Source organism: Cytobacillus gottheilii (genome assembly GCF_900166665.1).
Taxonomy (GTDB): Bacteria; Bacillota; Bacilli; order Bacillales; family Cytobacillaceae; genus Cytobacillus; species Cytobacillus gottheilii_A.
The window spans coordinates 3673774-3691451 of record NZ_LT800494.1; the positions used below are offsets into that span (position 1 = coordinate 3673774).

20 protein-coding genes are annotated in these 17678 nt (G+C 40.1%); 3 read left to right on the plus strand and 17 right to left on the minus strand.

Going from position 1 to position 17678, the window contains the following annotated elements:
* Nucleotides 1-305 precede the first annotated feature (305 nt).
* Together B7E07_RS18065 and B7E07_RS18070 are read right to left on the minus strand one after the other, a co-directional pair.
* The gene (locus B7E07_RS18065) at nt 306-1976 is read right to left on the minus strand and encodes a metal ABC transporter solute-binding protein, Zn/Mn family (protein WP_080848251.1); all 1671 of its coding nucleotides are present in this window, start codon (nt 1974-1976) and stop codon (nt 306-308) included.
* Between the two features lie 108 nt (nt 1977-2084).
* Nucleotides 2085-3074 (minus strand): metal-binding protein ZinT, encoded by a 990-nt coding sequence (locus B7E07_RS18070; RefSeq protein WP_080848252.1) that lies wholly within the window; start codon nt 3072-3074, stop codon nt 2085-2087.
* Nucleotides 3075-3417: 343 nt separating this feature from the next.
* Here B7E07_RS18070 and B7E07_RS18075 point away from each other — a divergent pair, with 343 nt between their 5' ends.
* The gene (locus B7E07_RS18075; RefSeq protein WP_080849260.1) at nt 3418-4257 is read left to right on the plus strand and encodes a YitT family protein; all 840 of its coding nucleotides are present in this window, start codon (nt 3418-3420) and stop codon (nt 4255-4257) included.
* A gap of 586 nt (nt 4258-4843) precedes the next feature.
* On the opposite strand, the gene B7E07_RS18080 is transcribed toward B7E07_RS18075, so the two are convergent.
* Nucleotides 4844-5281, minus strand: coding sequence for an OsmC family protein (locus B7E07_RS18080; RefSeq protein ID WP_080848253.1), 438 nt, complete (start codon nt 5279-5281; stop codon nt 4844-4846).
* Between the two features lie 263 nt (nt 5282-5544).
* Between B7E07_RS18080 and B7E07_RS18085 the strand changes: the two genes are divergently transcribed.
* Complete coding sequence (locus tag B7E07_RS18085; protein ID WP_080848254.1) at nt 5545-6225, plus strand: GntR family transcriptional regulator; 681 nt, start codon at nt 5545-5547, stop codon at nt 6223-6225.
* A gap of 79 nt (nt 6226-6304) precedes the next feature.
* On the opposite strand, the gene B7E07_RS18090 is transcribed toward B7E07_RS18085, so the two are convergent.
* The 12 genes from B7E07_RS18090 to B7E07_RS18145 form a co-directional block, all read right to left on the minus strand.
* Entirely contained in the window at nt 6305-6538 is a 234-nt protein-coding gene (locus B7E07_RS18090) for a glutaredoxin family protein (protein WP_080848255.1), read from the minus strand.
* A 27-nt stretch (nt 6539-6565) separates the two neighbouring features.
* Nucleotides 6566-6865: a rhodanese-like domain-containing protein gene (locus B7E07_RS18095; protein WP_080848256.1), complete on the minus strand. Its 300-nt coding sequence runs from the start codon at nt 6863-6865 to the stop codon at nt 6566-6568.
* A 15-nt stretch (nt 6866-6880) separates the two neighbouring features.
* On the minus strand, nt 6881-7240 hold the full coding sequence (locus tag B7E07_RS18100; protein ID WP_080848257.1) for a rhodanese-like domain-containing protein: 360 nt from the start codon (nt 7238-7240) through the stop codon (nt 6881-6883).
* Between the two features lie 46 nt (nt 7241-7286).
* Entirely contained in the window at nt 7287-7583 is a 297-nt protein-coding gene (locus tag B7E07_RS18105) for a rhodanese-like domain-containing protein (protein WP_080848258.1), read from the minus strand.
* A gap of 66 nt (nt 7584-7649) precedes the next feature.
* Nucleotides 7650-7910 (minus strand): metal-sensitive transcriptional regulator, encoded by a 261-nt coding sequence (locus B7E07_RS18110; RefSeq protein WP_080848259.1) that lies wholly within the window; start codon nt 7908-7910, stop codon nt 7650-7652.
* Between the two features lie 72 nt (nt 7911-7982).
* Nucleotides 7983-8762 carry a sulfite exporter TauE/SafE family protein gene (locus B7E07_RS18115; protein WP_080848260.1) on the minus strand — a complete coding sequence of 260 codons (780 nt, stop codon included), beginning with the start codon at nt 8760-8762 and terminating at the stop codon, nt 7983-7985.
* Between the two features lie 63 nt (nt 8763-8825).
* Entirely contained in the window at nt 8826-9053 is a 228-nt protein-coding gene (locus B7E07_RS18120; RefSeq protein ID WP_080848261.1) for a sulfurtransferase TusA family protein, read from the minus strand.
* A 51-nt stretch (nt 9054-9104) separates the two neighbouring features.
* Nucleotides 9105-10235 (minus strand): MBL fold metallo-hydrolase, encoded by a 1131-nt coding sequence (locus B7E07_RS18125; protein WP_080848262.1) that lies wholly within the window; start codon nt 10233-10235, stop codon nt 9105-9107.
* An 82-nt stretch (nt 10236-10317) separates the two neighbouring features.
* A complete protein-coding gene (locus B7E07_RS18130; RefSeq protein ID WP_080848263.1) occupies nt 10318-10713 on the minus strand; it encodes a DsrE/DsrF/DrsH-like family protein in 396 nt (131 codons plus the stop codon).
* Between the two features lie 12 nt (nt 10714-10725).
* The gene (locus tag B7E07_RS18135) at nt 10726-11277 is read right to left on the minus strand and encodes a sulfurtransferase TusA family protein (RefSeq protein ID WP_080848264.1); all 552 of its coding nucleotides are present in this window, start codon (nt 11275-11277) and stop codon (nt 10726-10728) included.
* A 403-nt stretch (nt 11278-11680) separates the two neighbouring features.
* Nucleotides 11681-11998, minus strand: coding sequence for a DMT family transporter (locus B7E07_RS18140; RefSeq protein WP_080848265.1), 318 nt, complete (start codon nt 11996-11998; stop codon nt 11681-11683).
* Complete coding sequence (locus B7E07_RS18145) at nt 11999-12349, minus strand: DMT family transporter (RefSeq protein ID WP_080848266.1); 351 nt, start codon at nt 12347-12349, stop codon at nt 11999-12001. It lies immediately after the preceding gene.
* A gap of 40 nt (nt 12350-12389) precedes the next feature.
* Here B7E07_RS18145 and B7E07_RS18150 point away from each other — a divergent pair, with 40 nt between their 5' ends.
* Nucleotides 12390-13226, plus strand: a complete 837-nt coding sequence (locus B7E07_RS18150; protein WP_080848267.1) for a LysR family transcriptional regulator — start codon at nt 12390-12392, stop codon at nt 13224-13226.
* A gap of 134 nt (nt 13227-13360) precedes the next feature.
* Here the strand turns inward: B7E07_RS18150 and B7E07_RS18155 are convergent, their stop codons facing one another.
* Both B7E07_RS18155 and B7E07_RS18160 read right to left on the minus strand, forming a co-directional pair.
* Nucleotides 13361-13954, minus strand: coding sequence for an SCO family protein (locus B7E07_RS18155; protein WP_080848268.1), 594 nt, complete (start codon nt 13952-13954; stop codon nt 13361-13363).
* A 31-nt stretch (nt 13955-13985) separates the two neighbouring features.
* Nucleotides 13986-17660, minus strand: a complete 3675-nt coding sequence (locus tag B7E07_RS18160) for a multicopper oxidase domain-containing protein (RefSeq protein ID WP_080848269.1) — start codon at nt 17658-17660, stop codon at nt 13986-13988.
* Nucleotides 17661-17678 lie beyond the last annotated feature (18 nt).

A 17678-nucleotide genomic window follows, 5' to 3' on the forward strand; every position in this document is an offset into this window, starting at 1 on the left:
TTTTGACTGAGGAGGAATATGACAAATTAGGGTAGTGGTGTAACTCCCCGACTTTGGGGAGTTACTAGGGTTCGGCTGTTATTAACTACCCAACTTTCGGTTTTCATGTTACTTCGGGCGTTTAAATTCCTGGTTAACTACCCATCTTACGACTTTCACCCGACTTCGGGCGTTTAAATCCTCGGTTAACTACCCATCTTACGACTTTCACCTGACTTCGAGCGTTTAAATCCTCGGTTAACTACCCATACCCCGGAATCCACTGGCCTTCAAGCGTTAGCCAGAATCCACGCCACCCTGCTCAATTACTGAACACTCAGCTGCAAAGATTCCAGGTTTTCCCGCATTGCTTCAATATATCCTAAATCATTTTCTTCCAATTCTTTTGACAGTACTTCTAAATCAAATAATGTAGCTGTCTCTGTTCCTGTTTCGGCTGCAACTGTTTCAGCAATGCTTGAGTTGGCACCCTGCTGATAGTAGATGATTGGCACTTTATGTTCTTTTACTAAGTCTCCAATCTCTGCTATACGGGAAGGACTTGGTTCCACTTCTGTTGATAAGCCGCCAATGGCAATCTGTTCTAAATCATATCGGTCTGCTAAGTAGCCAAAAGCTTGATGCTGTACGACAAACACACGTTTTTTTGCATCTTCTAAAGCACCTTCGTAGTCCTCATGCAATTCCTGCAATTCATTATTAAAAGCATCTGTATTTTTTTCATAGACTTCTTTTCCATCTGGATCTGCTTCGATAAGTGCATCACGGATGATTTTCACTTGCTCTTGTGCTAAAACAGGATCGAGCCAAATATGGGGATCCTTATTTTCATGATCGTCGATTAAAACGGAAACTGTTTCTGATTCGGCATACGTATTATGATCATCATCAAGCAGGACTGCTTTTACGTCAAAGCTTTCTCCTGTATTTTTATATTCAAAATGATCGGTTTCCTGGCCAGAAATAGCTTCCCATTCCTCATTTTCTCCTGAGCGTGTGTACCAATGCCAATGCTGATAGTCCGTCTCAGCTTGCAGTTGGGCAACAAGGGTTACAACATCACCCGTATGATAGTGGTCTGCTAATCCAATGATCTCTACTGACTGTGCACCTTCTGCACTTTCATGTTCATGATCGTGATTTGTTTCCTCGTCTTCACCATGACTGTGATCATGCCCAGCTTCATCACCATGCTCATGACTATGTTCTTGCCCCGCCTCATCACTATGATCATGATTATGACCTTGCTCTTCATCGCTATGCTCATGGCCTTCTTCTTCACCGTGAGCAGGTGTTTCACCATGGTTATCAATGACAATTTTTACAGGCTCAGACTCTGCAAGCTCTCTATGATTATCATCAAATAAGACAGCGCGTACTTCGAAATTGTCAATGGATGCTAAATATTCAAGCTCAGAGGAGAATTCATTTGGTATTGCTACCCACTCCTCATCAGCACTTTTTCTCGTATACCAGTGCCAATGTTCAAACTCTGCACCATTATCTGTTACTGCACTTAATTTGATCATATCACCAGTATGGTAATGTTCAGCAGCACCTTGAATTTCAATGTTTACAGGTTCTTGTTCCTCACCACCACTATGTTCATGGCTATGGGCTGATTCAACACCATCAGCTGTACGCGCAACAACTAATTTATCATTCTCAGTCGTCTCTATTAAGCTTTCAGCCCAATGTTCCATCTCTTCACTGCTATAGACAAAGACATCTGCTTCATTTACCCTTGCAACATCTTTAGCACTTGGCTCATAATGATGTGCATCTTCACCGGCAGATACCATTAGAGAGACATCTGCTCGATCTCCTGCTACTTGACGGGCAAATTCATACATCGGATAAAAGGAAGTGACAACAGATAACTTACCCTCCGTATTTTCTTCACTGTTTTCATCTGAATTTTGACAGCCATATAAAATAGTAGACATGACTAGCACCAAACCAAACCATTTTTTCATTTCCTCTTTCCCTCCAACTGCATAAAAACGTAATAATTACGATTTAATGTCTAGAATTCTCCTTATTTCAACAAATTTCTATGGTGTACTCTCTTTTATCTTATAAAATTAATGTGCTAACATGTCACGCACTAGACCGTCAGCATCCAAGTCGGAAGGATAGTAGGTTGGCCAATGATCCATTTCCTCTAATAGCTCTGCACGGTCATCTCCCCAATATAAATGGTAATGATGGGATTCAACCGGGAATATATTATGATCGCTAAATTGGATAAATTGAGGCATATTTTCGGCGCCATCTGTTAATTTAAAGATAAATCGTACTCCTCTGTTCCCTTTTTCATACTGAAGAATTTCATAGCCGTCTGACTCATATGTTCCAGAATTCTCTTGACCATTCTCATAAAAAGTGACGACGTTATCTTCAATCGTGATGGTGTCAACATCGGTTACATATCCTGTTGTGTAATACTCTTTGTATTCCTCTGCCGTCATATCTCCATGTTCAGCTTTATGTTCAAAAACAACATCTAAATCTCCAGATTCAAGATATGGATATACAGACTGCCAATCACCTTCCCAATCTGACAATGGGCGATCCTTTACTTGCTCATCTTCAAAATAACCATTATAGATTTGTTTGCTCGCTTCATCGTTTCCGTGATGATCATCAATTACGATTGTTACAGGAGCTGATTGTGCGCTTGGATTATGGTCATCATCTAGCAAAACGGCTTTAACTTCTAATCCATTAATCTCTGCTTCAGCCGTAAATACATCTGATTCCTGTCCTTCAATACTTTCCCATTCAGCATCAGCTGATTCTCTGCTATACCAGTGCCAGTGATCATATTCCGTTTCTCCATCCTGGACAGCCGTTAACTTAATTTCATCACCAGTATGATAATGATCACCAAGGCCTTCTATTTTTACAGTTTCAGGTGCATTTTGTTGATTCGTTTCTTCATCATGTTGATGTTCCTCTTCTTCATGTACCTCTGCTTCTGTTTCCTCTGTTCCATTAACCTGGTCATTCGATCCTTGGCATGCTGCTAAAAATAGACTTAGGAACAGCAAACTAAATAATAGTTTCCTCATCTTTCCCTCTCCCCATCTCATATGTATTTAAATCGTAATTATTACGTTTTAAAAATTAACACTTGATTACATCCTCTGTCAAGCTTTTTTAGAGGTGAAATGGTAAAAATAGCAAATTGAGAATATATGATCAAATAAGCCAGATTACAGATAGGGCCACTTATCCTGGGAAATACACTGGCAATTCTCTATGGTCCATACCCAAATCAATATTATGTCCTGAAATGATCATTTATGTTTTTTATTCTATAAGAAGGTGCTTGAGGTATTTCCGCCTGCTGGGGTCTGTAGTAAGATAGGTAAAGACTATATGAGATATACATCTTTAGAAGGAAGGTTAGCCGTGAAGAAAAGAGTTATTGATATAATTTATATTTTACTAGGTTCTTTTATTTTTGCATTAGCCGTGAATCTTTTTATTATCCCGAATGATCTAGGGGAAGGCGGAGTAACAGGTATTACTATTATTCTATTTTACCTGTTTGAATGGGCGCCTGGGTTGGTTAGTTTAATATTAAACGGAATATTAATTATTGCAGGATATAAATTTTTAAGTAAAATAACAACGATTTATACCATTATCGCTGTTGTTTTTCATTCCCTTTTTCTGCAGCTGACCATGTCGTGGAGCATCTCTTCAGATGAAATCATGATTAATGCCATTTTTGGAGGAATCTTTGCCGGAGTAGGGATCGGGTTAATTATCCGTGTTGGCGGCACAACGGCGGGAACTACTATTCTGGCCAGAATCACAAATAAGTATCTTGGCTGGAGCATCAGCTATGGATTATTATTTTTCGACTTGATTGTGGCGTTTTCATCCTACTTTATTATAGGTATGGAAAGTCTTATGTTTACGATTGTAATGCTTTATATAGGAACAAAAGTAATGGAATATATCATTGAAGGAGTTAATCCAAAAAAAGCGGTTACCGTTATTTCCGAATGTCCGGATATTATTGCACAGCAAGTAAACAGCTTAATGGACCGAGGAGTGACCGTTTTTTCCGGCCATGGCTATTACTCAAAAACATCGAAAGACATTTTATATATCGTCATCAGTAAACAGGAAGTTGTAAAATTGAAAAGAATTGTACAAAAAACTGATAAAAATGCCTTTTTGACCATCCATGATGTGCGCGATGTATTCGGTGAAGGTTTTCTGGATATCTCAAAGACGTAATTGTAACTGCCTCCTGTCAAAAACAAATGGAGGCAGTTTTATCTATGGCATTGTTCACTGATATTTTGCAATTAAATCTTTGCGAGAATCTTTGTTACTAAAATCCTCCTATAGTTCTTTCCCTGCAAAGAACCCGAATATTAGCAGACAAACAAAAACTATGAAGACAAATAAAAACCCCGGAACATATCGGGAGGCCGATATTTGTTCCGGGATAATCAGTTGTGCATGGATCTCTTAAAAGCCATTTTACAGATTTAAAGGTTAATAACTTTAAATTGCCCGCCTCCAAAAAATCCTTTAACATAATCAATTTTGACATTATTAAAATACACTTGATCTCTGTCATTCACTAAAAATTGAATGTCATTTACTTCTGTTATTTCATCATTCTCTAAAGCTGACTCTTCCAGAGCCAGACGAAGCTGTGGACCCCCTCAGCCAATGCCCATTGATAACCGAATCATCGGCTTTTTATCTTCATCAATTAGGTTTTGTATTTCTGTTGTGATTGCTGATATAGCTGCTGGTGTCACTTTTACCATGAATAATTCCTCCTTAATATCTTTTTACAGATGATTATTGATCAGTTTTGTACAGTAACTTTTCCTTCAATATCAATTTGTGCATTTGCTGCTTTTAGCAGGTTTCCAACTGCACATGCTTTATCAGCTGATACAAATGTTCTTTGTGCTGCCTGAACCTGTTCTTCTGTTGCTTCAGCAGACATTGTAATATGAGGGTAATGAGTTATTTTTAATCCTTCTTCTTTTGAAAGAGATGATTCTGAATCCACTGTTAACCCAGAGACTGGCAGCTTTCTAGCTTCAAGCATCGCCACCAAAGTCAACGTAAAACATGATGCTGCAGAACTTATTAGTAACTCTTTTGGTCCTGCGCCCTCTCCACTGCCGCCTAAAGATTCAGGTATTGCCACGTTTGTTTCAAGATTACCTGCTTTTAAACTTCCATTTCCTTTACTGTCACCATTCCAAACAATTTTTAAGTTAGCTGTATCTGCCATGTACTCCAACTCCTAAATAACAATTTTATTGGTTAACTAATTGATTAATTAACTATACATATATAATAGTTATTCATCCTGTTTTTTGTCAATAATTTCGTTTTACAAAGTGATGTGCATTTAAGAAGCATGCTTGATTTTATCAGGTCTTCCAACAGCCTGTACTCCGCATAGCCAAGCATGAATAACTTGATTTTTTCATTCTTCTTTATTAAGCTAAACATACCTAAACAAATAGTTAACCGAGAAAGTTGGTTGTACAAATGGATCGTTCAAGTTTACTTTTTACTATCGATGCCCAATCTCCCCTTCCGATCAGTGTACAGATCAAGGATCAGATCAAATGGCTCATCGGAAAAGATTTACTCAAACCGGGAGATACTCTTCCATCGACAAATCAATTAGCGGATCAGCTGTCCATTAATCGAAATACGATTCAAGGCGTCTATTCTCAACTGAAGGAAGAAGGTCTTCTGCAAATAAAAAAAGGACGCGGAACTCAAGTTGCCGACGAAAAGGAAATAGCAAATTTTAAAAGACAGAACCCCTATTTCTCTTTTGTGGAAAAAACGATAAAAGATGCTTTCGAATTTGGGTACGATATTGAAAATATGCTGCTGTCTGGATTTGCCTATATGCAGCTTTTCGGACAGCCGCTAGAACGCAAGCTCCGTTATCTTTTTATTGAATGCAAGGTCAACTCATGCATTTTTTATCTGGATGAAATCAAACGGATGACATCAGCAGAGATTGATACAATTGATGTATCTTCATCATCAGAAAATAACCTGATCGAGGCAATCAGCAATGCCGATGTCATTGTAACCAGAACAGATTTTGCTGAAAGAATACAAAAATTCGCCAGCCCAGCACAAAAAACAGTCATCACAGTTGGCTCAACAAATGATGTTTCATTGCTGCTAAATATGCTTAGGCCTAATTAGTTTATAGTAGGAGAAGAAAAGCGCTTTAGTTATAGGCAAAAACAGATCTAAGGCGAATGGGGGGTATTCTTCCCCTCCATTATTTAAGGGCAGCCATGATTTTCTCCGGAGCAAAGCCAAAAACCCATACTCCATTTATATTAGTCTGCGGAACAGAGAATCTGCGAGTTTTCGCTACTAGTTTTAGCATCGCCAACGGATTTATATCGACATTAACCTCTTTATATTCCATATTCATATGTGTTAAAAACTCCCTAACCATGGCACATACCGGGCACATGGCAGTTGTGTAAATGGTTATATCCTGATTCATTCAGCATAGCCTCTATTTCTTAGATTTTCACTCCGTTATTCCATTCCAATTATTCATGCCGCCTGCCATGTCCTCGACCTTATAACCTAATGCTTCCATTATTCCACAAGCTGCTTTGCTGCGGTTGCCTGATTGACAAGTAACAATATAATTTTTTTCCTTATCCAGTTCCGCCTTGCGCAATACAAGCTGGCCTAACGGGATATTTTTTGCTCCTGGAATTAAACCAGCTGCTGCTTCACTCTTTTCTCGAACATCAATAATATTCACTGCTTCACCATTCTGAATCCTTTTCGCTACTTCTTCAGGTGTTACTTGTTTTGCCATAACTATTTTCCTTTCCTACATCCAGGCACTCATTCCGCCTTTAACGTTGTAAATCTGATGAAAGCCATGTTTCTTAAGAGTTTTCGCTGCCTTAGCACTTCTCATTCCGCTTTGACATATGACAACAATCTCTTTTTCCTTATCCAGCTTATCTATTTGACTGGATAAGTTAGACAGCGGAATGTTATGAAATGGCTTGCGATGGTTTGATTTATATTCACCAGGTGTACGAACATCAATAAATTGTATCCCTTTTTCCTTAAATTTAGCTTTAGCCTCTTGAACACTTATATTCTTGACGCCTTTTACAGGCATAAAACGACTAACGAGAAACGCAAAAACAATGAACAACAGCATCCATTCAATGATCCCCATATGATCACTCCTATTTTGTAAATTTGACTGGAAGAGAAAAAGAGATCTACTCTATTTCTCCTTCCCACTCCAGCATGCCGCCTGCGATATTTGTTACATTAAAACCATTTTGAATGAGAAATTGACATGCTTTGCTGCTTCTCCCGCCTGAACGGCATACGATGTAGTAGTGCTCCTGTTTAACTAATTCAGCTATTCGAGCTGAAATCTGACCGAGAGGGATATGCTTTGCTCCCGGGATTATCCCCATTGCGACTTCTTCGTCTTCTCTAACATCGACAATATTTACTATTTCTCCTGTATTCTGTTTCAGTTCTAATTCTTTTGCAGTAATTTCTTTCATATATAGCCCTCCGTTTCAAAACGCACAACCATATACCCAATTGGGTATATTTTATTCTAAAAAAACTCATCTGCTTTTCACTAATAAATCAACTGCTTCTTTTACCACTTGTTTTGTGCTTTGGCCATTTTCTATATTTTCCCGAACACATTGCTCTAAGTTCGAGCTTACAATTAAGCCGATGGTACGATCAATCGCACTGCGCGAAGCTGATAACTGAGTTATCACTTCTTTACAATCTTGGTTCTTCTCAATCATACTTAATGCGCCTTTAATCTGTCCTTCAATTCGTTTTAAGCGATTGACAACCGCTTTATCATACTCCATTTACCATCTCTCCTGTACCTTGCACGGTCTGTTATTTATTCATTCAATAGCCACTTAGAGCTCAGACCGCTTTTACACTAAAATATCAAACCAAATTTTCACTGCTGTTCCTGCAATCATAAGTGCCAAAAGCATTTGCAGGATTTTCGTATTTATATTTTTGCCAGCCTTTGCGCCAAACGGAGCAGCTAACAGGCTTGCTGCAATCATAATGATTGCAGGCCAATAATCTACTTGGCCGGTAACGAGTTTCCCTATACTGCCGCCTATTGAAGATATAAACGTAACGGCGAGACTTGTTGCAATTGTCATTCGTGTTGGAATGTGCAGAAGTGTCAGCATGATCGGCACAAGCAGGAATCCTCCTGCAGCACCAACAATTCCAGATGCTATTCCAACGATTAGTGCTAAAATGGCTGCAAGTCCCTTATTAAATGTCACTTCATTTAGCGGCACATCATCTGCCTGCTTTTTAGGCATCATCATCATAACAGCTGCAATGACAGCAAGAATTCCATATACAATGTTCACTGTCTGCTCTGATAAATAGCTGGATCCAAAACTGCCGATTAGGCTGCCGATCAGAATGGATACGCCCATATAGATAATGAGCTGCTTATTTAAATATCCGCCTTTCCGATATGCCCAGACTCCGGCAATCGAAGCAAACAGCACTTGTACGGCACTTATGCCTGAAACCTCATGAGCTGTAAAAGCTGTAAGGCCGAATAATGGCGGAATATACAATAACATTGGATATTTAATGATTGAACCGCCAACACCTAACATACCGGATAAAAAAGAACCAATAAATCCAATAGCAAATACCACGATGAAAAATATTATGTCCATGATTCCGCCTTCTTTCCAGTATAGAAAAGCGAGCGATGATCCCTGCTCGCTATTTGATTTTCATCATGCTTTTTGTATATAAAAATATAGAATGTCTTCCTCTGTTTTTTGTTCTAAAATGATATGACCGCCTGATTTTGCCCAAGCTGGAATATCGCTCAGTGCGCCTTTATCCGTTGTCAGTACTTCGAGGATTTCCCCGGAATGAATAGTGTCCATTGCCTTTTTTGTTTTAACGATCGGCATGGGACATGCAAAACCTTTTGCATCTAATGTTTTGGTAATGTTCATGTGAATAGCCCCTTTTTTTTGCTTTTTTTTGGATCAGCTCCCGTTTTTTGCCTAGCGAACTGCACAGCGGTTCGGTCCAATTTCCATTTCGGTTTGTTCATCATGGTCAGGATTCATTTTCCCCATATTGACTTGACGAATTTGCTCGTACGCATTGGGCTGCGGAGGCAAATGATCTGTAACCGTACGGCGGAATTCCGCTTCGTCTTCAATGTTTAGACCATGGTTTTCTTTCAATAGATCACCTAAGCGTCTTGCTACCGACCCATCTTCATTTAATTCATCAATGATCATGAAATGCGCAGGCAATACAATCAGGTCCTCAGCAAGCTCTCGGTAACGGGAGTATAATGTTTCACGCAGATCTCCAACCCAATCTTCTGCAAGTCCCGCTAAGTCTGGACGGCCGATTGAGTCGATAAAGAGGATATCCCCTGTCAGCAAAAACTTATTATGGTCAATCACAAATGAAGTGGAGCCGATCGTATGGCCAGGTGAATATAGTGCACTTACGTTTATTTGTGATGAACCGATTTTCACGTTTAGATCATTGGTTAATGGTGTATATTCAAATACTGCTTCTGCAGCATCTTCCTGAGGCAGATAATAAACTGCACCTGTTTCAGCAGCAATATGTCTTCCTCCTGAAATATGGTCCGCATGCAGGTGTGTATCAAACACATGCTTAATTTTTACACCTTTTTCTTTTGCGAAATTGATAAACACATCTGTAAATCGTACTGCGTCAAAAATGGCAGCTTCTCCTTCTGAAATGAGCATATAAGAAAGACAGCCTTTTCCTAAACGAACAAATTGATATAGCTCTCCGCCATTTTCTAAATCCGCTGCTTTTATAGGCTCTAAATAGCTGCTCCAGGATTTCATTCCGCCTTCAAGGTAAGCAACTTCCTTGCCTGCTTCAGACAGCATTTCTGCTACCATCACAGAAGACCCCTCTTTTGCACATACAACTAAAATTTCTTTATCCTCTGGCAGTTTTGGCAGAATTTCTTCCACTCCATCCAGTAAATCAAAATAGGGAATATTTAAATATTCGAACTGATGGCCTTCAATTTTCCAATCTCCAAATGCATCCTCATTACGAACATCTAAAATAAACAGTTCTTCTTTATCAATTACTTTTCGGGCAACTTTTGCTGCACTCCATTTGTTTACAGTCATTTCTTAATTACCCCCATAGGTATATTATTGGTTATTTTTTTGCAGCGGAGGATACCCCGCTGCATGAAGTTAGTTCAGCAGATTAAAAAGATAATGTTGGTGCTGCATCTTTAGCAAATTCCAAGAATGTTACAGCTCCGCCAACCTCAATACCATCAATAAAATCTTCTTTTACAAGACCCATAACATCCATCGTCATTTGGCATGCAATCAGTTTAACGCCAATATCTTGTGCCATTTCCACTAGCTCTGGAATGGACGGGACATTAGCTTTTTTAAACCCTTCTGCAAAATGCTCTTTTCCAGCTGGCATTTCTAAAGCAAACATTGCTTGTTTGTGAATTAAGTTTAGACCTTCAAACGTGAAGAAGATTTCTACCTCTTTTTCAGACGCAGCTGCTGCTGTTGCGATATTAAATACCTTGTATGCATCAAACATTCCACCGTTTGCTGCGATAATAGCTACTTTATTTGACATATTAAATTCCTCCTAAATTTCTTTTGTTAGACTGCCGTTCCACTCATTCATACCAGGCAGAACATTATAAACTTTTGTAAAACCGTTTTTCGCTAATAGCTGTGCTGCCAAGTCAGAACGTTTCCCTGTACGGCAAATCACATAAATTTCTTCATTCTTATCTAATTCCCCGAGACGTGATTCCAGCTCACCCATTGGAATGGATTTGGCATCATCAATATGGCCAAATGCATATTCAGCTGCCTCACGCACGTCTAGAATCAACCCCCCTCGGGTATCTAATTCTTCCAGTGCAACAGTTTGCTCAAAAGCCTTTTCCACTTCTGGTTCATTGTTGCCCTTTCGAATATAGTGGTAAAGAAGATCGCCATCTTCTACTGTTCCGATATACTGATGTCCAACAGAATTAGCCCATGCAGCAAGATCTGCTTTTGAACCTTTGTCTGTTGCTAAAACTTCCAGTACTTGACCTTCTTCAAGTGCGGTCATGGCTTTTTTGGTTTTTACAACCGGCATAGGACACGCTAACCCTTTTGCATCCAGCTGTACATTTGCTTGGATCATCTAATTACCCCCTTAGGTATTTTTTTATTGTAAATTTTTATACCCATACAGGTATGTTTTCAACCAAAAAAATTTAGTTTTGTTGCTAAAATATTTTCTTAGTGAAAATCAATTACAAGACTCATATTATACCCCCTAGGGTAATATGTCAATCCATTTGTTTATTTTTTATAAATATCTGTTTTAAATGCGATACTGCTTCACTATTCAAAAAAAGTATATCTGCAGCAATGCCTCTACTCTAAATACCTAATCTATTAGATTGTAAATTCTTAAGACTTCAGCCGCTTTCCATTCTCGGTTTTAACTAATTTAATGAAGATCAAGAACTATAAAACAGCGCCTGACCTCATACACACTAGAGCTTTAATGTGTTAGAAGCCAGGCACTTGAGTTAAACCCTTTATACGTTTTGAAGGTGGAGAACCAGTACACCAGCAATAATAATTGCAACAGAAGTAATTTTTCGTTTACTGGCTGATTCATTAAAGAAGAGGATACCGATAATGGTCGTAGCTGCAATGGTTACCCCTGACCATATGGCATAGGCAACACCCATTTCGATCTGTTCAAAGCTGAGCGATAAAAAGTAAAGACAAATACTATAAAAGAGAAAAACAGCTATACTTGGCCATTTTCGTTGAAAGCCTTGAGATAATTTCACTGACAAATTACCAAGAACAGCAAAAAACAAACTGATCAACAAAAAAAGATAGCCCAATTACACCACCGCCTTTTTCATTTCATTACGCCGTTCAGGCAAGTTTAAGCCAATGACTCCCGCTACTATACAAAGAATGCCAATCAGCTTTATAAATGTTAGTGATTCATGGAAAAAAACAATACCGGTTACAGAGACTAACACGGTTCCTCCTCCAGCCCATAGTGTATTCACAATACCAAGCTCATGTTGTTTTGTTAGTAAAATATATAGTGATAAAGCTATACTGTAGGAGGCAATCACGATGATTGCAGCTCCCAGCTGGGTAAATCCTTCCGATATTTTCATAAAAGATGCCCCAACAATTTCAAGGATAATAGAAAAGCTTAATAGAATATAGTATCGTAACATAAAGATTCCTCCTGCTATTAATAAAAGGACGTGTAAACAGATGAATTTGCAAATGCTTGAATATTTTTTAACAATTACAAGGGAAAAAAGTATATCAAAAGCTGCCGATAAACTGTTTGTTTCGCAGCCTGCTTTAAGCAAACAAATAAAAAAATTAGAAGAAATATTAGGTTTTCCGCTTTTTGTTCGATTGTCAAAAGGAATTACGTTAACCAACAAAGGACAGCAATTTTACAATGATATTGAGCCAATTATTGGCCAATTAAAGTATCAGCTGCAAAAACATATGAATGATCATGTCGTTCATATAGGCAGTGATCCGCTCTTAGCTTCTTACTATTTTCCGGATTATATAAAAAATGAAAATGCCTTAAAAATAAAACTGACAAGTATTAAAGATGACACTATAGATCTAATACCATTGCTGGAGTCAGGTGAAATAGATGCTGCAATCATTCAAGATCATCCGAAACAAAAAGGATTATATTCAGTATTTTTATTTAGTGATCATTTTTATGCAGCTGTACCGGTAAACCATCCACTTGCAAACTTAAAAAGTGTTTCTCTGCTGGAATGCTTCAAATTCACACAGCTGCTGCCGCTGAAAACAACACAGCTATACAAAAAAATAACGTTACTTATGACGGAACTTTCCATCCCACTACCCGAAATTATTGAACTTTCCTATCATGCACTAGTTGGTTTTGTTGCTCAAAATCAAGGAATTTCATACCTGCCCTCCATGATGGTTGAGAAAATTGATTATAAAGGTGTAGTTTTTATCCCATTGAAAGATGCACCTCTAAAAAGAGACATGTATTTATATGCACATGATCAAGAAACATTAAAAGCGTTGAGAATACGATTTGATATATAAATTATAGGTGGGAATCTTGGCTGAAGGAAATATCTAAAATTCATGGTGTTATAACTTAAAGTTATATCATAGCTAAAAAGGGGGCCTGACCCCCGCCGCGTTAAAGCTTGAACGCAGTGGGGGTCAGGCACCCTTTAAAAATCAGCCAACAACATAATATCCTCTACTATATCATCTTTCTTCACCGGCTCATCCGCAAAGGCCATATCATATAATGCCCGGATGTTATTCTCTTCATCTACTAAATACATGGTTGTAGAATGATAGAGTACTGTTTCGGAGTCTAATTCATATTGCATCTGAAATTCGCCCGCAATTTTCTTTATTTTCTCGGGGGTGTCTCTTAACCACTTCCACCCTTTTGTATCCGTCTCAAAGATTTGTGCATATTCCTTTATGACCTCTTGGGTATCATATGCAGGATCGAGCGTAATGCTGACAAGCTCAACCTCGTCTCCAAACAAACCTTTATCTTTTAACATAGACTGTATTATTTTAAAATCCATCATCGTTAACGGACAAATATCCGGGCAGTTAGTATAAAAAAATGCAATCAATTTCACTTTGCCATTCTCAGAATGATAACGTTCTCCATGAACATTGTCTAACTCAAAGGCATCCACTTTATCAAGAATTGGCAAGCCATCATCACTTGGCCATAACCAGTAAACCAGGAAAAAACCAGCGACGATGACCAAAAGAATAAGGAACTTGTTTGTGATTTTCATCCTTCAGCACACTCCAGCATAGGAATCACAGTTAGATTTTATTTTCATTTTTATTTTTCTTTTTCAAGACAAAGAGATGGTTTTGCTTGGACTTGTGAACGCGGAAAATCCCCCACATTCCTGCCTCGATATCCCAGCGGATATTGCCGGAGCGGTACATATAATCTCCTGGATATTGATATAAGCTGCCTGCTCCGTAATGCAGCGGCAAGTCAACGGCATGACCTGCAACAATTTCACCTTCCACAGATCGCACTTCAGACGTAATGTCTTTGTCATCGTTATTCCAATAATGGCCATGAAGATGGAATGTGTGGGCACGCCGGCGTTCTGATGGATTAACTAAACGTATTGTGATGGGATCGCCAGGATATGCTTCAAATAACGGTGTCGACGGATCGCCAAACGCCCTCGAACTGAATAAATCCTTTAATACTGGGTGCTCTCGGAGACGGTTGATTAATCGTTCCGTCCGATAATTAAATCCTCTTGAGCCATTATCATACGTATCAACCAAATCATCACGATCTTCTGGATCTACTCCGCCTAGGATGGCATCTACCGGATCCACAATTAAATCACCTTTTTGATCTACCAGCCTTGCGCCATCATACAGAACAAGAACAAACTCACGGGTATCTGGCAAATAGGGATTACGCAGCACGACATTCGCACCTGTTTTCACTTCTTCTCCAGTTGAAGGATTCAAATACTTCGTTCCTTTCGCCTCAGCGATAAAGCAGCCGAATGTACCAAGGGAACGGTGGTTGCGAATATCGGTCATATCCCATAAACCGCAGGCGCCTACCGGATTGTCGACATACCATTTATACGTGATGATTTCACCGGGAGCTGCTGACTGATCAGGGTTAAACCCAACCGTTTCCCCCGCAGAAGTTCTCACATCATAATCAAGGAGCTGCGCATGCAGGGAGATCCTAACTGACGGCGGGTAAAAGGCCTGCTCTTTTACAGGAGGATAAGGCCAAATACCATCTGGAAACGGAAACTGATCAAACTGCAGCCGGGACGTCAGGTTAATTTCCACCACATCTCCCTGGTTGGCACGGATAATCAGCGGTTCAGGATTTTTCCCTTTTAAAATATCGTCTACATCTTCTTCGAGAGCAAAAATAATTCCAAAGGGATCACGTTCATCCCATTTGCTGTAAGTTATTGGTCTATGAAAGGCGACGATATTGAACGTTTTGACAGGTGCATTTACAGGTCCTGGAGATGGAACGATTTTTGCTTTCTCCGGCGGTTTTCCTGTCGGCTCCGGCAGCGCTTTGGTGCGTTCTGGAGGCGGTTCACGGTCAGGCAGCGGAATAAGAAAATCCACTTCTTCATCAAAGGCCCTAATTAGTCCCCATAAACCATTCCATAAGTCTTCTTCTGTTTCAAACGTCCATAAATAATCCCCAGACCTTGGAACATCCATTTCCAGTGTAAAAGATTCAGAGATTCCAATATGCTGCTGATCTCTAAACTTTGTTTCAGAGTCAGGGTGCTCCGCCTTCCAGCGCAAGCCATGAAGGTTAAAACTGTGCGACTCCTCATGAGACCCTTGAAGAAGTCTGACACGAATCGGATCACCTTCATAACAGAGCAGAATTGGCGTAACCGGATCACAATTAACATATGAACTAAAGGAATACGCTGGATCTTTGTCTTTTCCTAACCGGAATTGAAGCGGTTCATTTTTATAGTTGACTCCAAATAATCCTGGATCATCCTGGGAGCCAGGGAAGTCCGGCTGCTGAAGAGGACAGCCATCTTTGTCATATAGCATAGCAAAATCCTGAACCATCAGAACCATATCCCGGTAATCAGGAATGAGCGGATGAACCGCGGTAATTTGCACACCATGATCCACTTCTTCTCCTGTTTTTGAATCCAAAAACTTGGTGAAGCGCGGATGAACGACTCCTGTTCCAAAGACACCATGCTGCTGATGAAAATTCGCAAACAAATGGTCATGGAAAAACCATGCTTTTAACTCTACATCTGCAAAATATTCATAGCGGATTGTTTCGCCAGATAGAACACTAGAGTCATAGTTCCAGCCAACATTTGCACCATCGGATACAAGCACATCGAATTTAACAAAATGCACATGAACGCCCGCTTCATATGTTCTTGTCACAAGCTGGAATGCGCTGCCGCCCACCACTTCCGGAAGACGATTTGTAAAATTAATGCGCACGCACGTATTGGCTGTCATATGCAAAACTAATGGTTCCGGCTCTTTTCTTCCGCTTAACACATCCTCTATATCTTCATCTAAAACATAAATTCTTCCGATTGGATCGTTCCAGCCTTGGCGATTATACACAATCGGAAGCTGGATCAGAGAAACATTAAACTCCTGCACCACAGGGTTATCAGCAAGGGCACAAGGATCCACAAATACAGCACCTGGTCTGGCATTTGGCACCGCGGCGTTTCTTTCCAATTCGGTCATATCGCGTCCGCCCACGATTCCAAGCGGCGGCCGCGGTGCTTTACAGCCAAGCTTTCCTGGAATAAAGTTAGGGAATCCTGGTCTCTCTTTTGTTGGCTTCGGCGGACAAGGACGGTCAGGCAGCGGCTGCAGCGCCTGGATCGGCTCGCCGTTTGGATAACAGCCGGTTCCATCCTGGAGTGTATCAAAGATGCGGTTAATCCCCCACATTCCGACACCAAAGTGAGGATAAAGATGACAGTGAATGATTGCGTCCCCAATCGCCCCTTGAAGAGAGCCTAATCCATAATGAGGCTGAACTGTGTACCAGGATTGCGGGCTGACTGCCTGGGCATCCAAGATTTCTGATTCTGTATTTTTCGCATCTTTTGACCACTGATGCACATGATAATGCAGAACATGGGTCTCTTTCACACCCCCATGAACCAGCCTAAGTTTTACAGGGTCCCCGCGGTATCCCCGCAAAATAGGCGTTGCCGGATCGCCAAATACCCATGAATCGTGGTGTACCTCCTCTCCATGACCATCCGGACTAACGACTCCTTCTTCTAATAACCGGACCCGATTTTCCATCGGTTCATAGCGATAGTTTACCGCATGAGTAGATTCACGCTCTTGATTGGTCATTGGATCCAGCGGAGAATTTCCCGTTACATCCCTCGTTGGCATTTCATCATGAAAAATCCATCCATATTCCCGGTAGGATGGCAGAAAAGGATGATGGATATCGGCGTACACACCGCTGTTAATCGGTCCCCCTGTTACCGGGTCTGTCCACCATGAGCCGCGCGGCTGCACAAACAGACAGCCAAACATCCCGTTAATATTCGTTCCCTGATCACTGCTGTCCGGGTTTCCTAGATCTGTAAACATATACACACCTTCATGATTTACATTTAGCGTATAAGTAATTTTCTCACCAGGCTCTGCTAAGGAACTGGGATTGAAGCCAGCATTGGCGCCATCTGAATCTTGCGGATCATAATCAGCTTCCTGAAAATGCATGCCTGTTGCGTAATGGATCTGATTTTCAAATAAAATCTCCACCTCGTCCCCAACATTGGCCCGGATACAAAGCGGCTGCACTAAATCAACTGGTGTGAAAGGGTTTTTCTTGACTAAATCCTTCACCTTTTGTTCGTTTTCCTTTAAGACATACATGATGCCATTTCGGTTGTAGTCACCAAAGTTGTTGAGCACAATCCGAATCGAAATCGCCACAACATGATATTTGCGTTTCATAGCTGTCCCCCTTGATGA

Bases quoted from the DNA above. Each gene is read 5' to 3' on its own strand.
- B7E07_RS18135 (WP_080848264.1), bottom strand. From the start codon at position 11,277: ATGATCCAAGCAAATGTACAGCTGGATGCAAAAGGGTTAGCGTGTCCT.
- B7E07_RS18095 (WP_080848256.1), bottom strand. From the start codon at position 6,865: ATGGCAAAACAAGTAACACCTGAAGAAGTAGCGAAAAGGATTCAGAAT.
- B7E07_RS18065 (WP_080848251.1), bottom strand. From the start codon at position 1,976: ATGAAAAAATGGTTTGGTTTGGTGCTAGTCATGTCTACTATTTTATAT.
- B7E07_RS18090 (WP_080848255.1), bottom strand. From the start codon at position 6,538: ATGAATCAGGATATAACCATTTACACAACTGCCATGTGCCCGGTATGT.
- B7E07_RS18110 (WP_080848259.1), bottom strand. From the start codon at position 7,910: ATGGAGTATGATAAAGCGGTTGTCAATCGCTTAAAACGAATTGAAGGA.
- B7E07_RS18155 (WP_080848268.1), bottom strand. From the start codon at position 13,954: ATGAAAATCACAAACAAGTTCCTTATTCTTTTGGTCATCGTCGCTGGT.
- B7E07_RS18105 (WP_080848258.1), bottom strand. From the start codon at position 7,583: ATGAAAGAAATTACTGCAAAAGAATTAGAACTGAAACAGAATACAGGA.
- B7E07_RS18150 (WP_080848267.1), top strand. From the start codon at position 12,390: ATGAATTTGCAAATGCTTGAATATTTTTTAACAATTACAAGGGAAAAA.
- B7E07_RS18120 (WP_080848261.1), bottom strand. From the start codon at position 9,053: ATGAACATTACCAAAACATTAGATGCAAAAGGTTTTGCATGTCCCATG.
- B7E07_RS18115 (WP_080848260.1), bottom strand. From the start codon at position 8,762: ATGGACATAATATTTTTCATCGTGGTATTTGCTATTGGATTTATTGGT.
- B7E07_RS18145 (WP_080848266.1), bottom strand. From the start codon at position 12,349: ATGTTACGATACTATATTCTATTAAGCTTTTCTATTATCCTTGAAATT.
- B7E07_RS18125 (WP_080848262.1), bottom strand. From the start codon at position 10,235: ATGACTGTAAACAAATGGAGTGCAGCAAAAGTTGCCCGAAAAGTAATT.
- B7E07_RS18100 (WP_080848257.1), bottom strand. From the start codon at position 7,240: ATGGGGATCATTGAATGGATGCTGTTGTTCATTGTTTTTGCGTTTCTC.
- B7E07_RS18080 (WP_080848253.1), bottom strand. From the start codon at position 5,281: ATGGCAGATACAGCTAACTTAAAAATTGTTTGGAATGGTGACAGTAAA.
- B7E07_RS18160 (WP_080848269.1), bottom strand. From the start codon at position 17,660: ATGAAACGCAAATATCATGTTGTGGCGATTTCGATTCGGATTGTGCTC.
- B7E07_RS18130 (WP_080848263.1), bottom strand. From the start codon at position 10,713: ATGTCAAATAAAGTAGCTATTATCGCAGCAAACGGTGGAATGTTTGAT.
- B7E07_RS18070 (WP_080848252.1), bottom strand. From the start codon at position 3,074: ATGAGGAAACTATTATTTAGTTTGCTGTTCCTAAGTCTATTTTTAGCA.
- B7E07_RS18085 (WP_080848254.1), top strand. From the start codon at position 5,545: ATGGATCGTTCAAGTTTACTTTTTACTATCGATGCCCAATCTCCCCTT.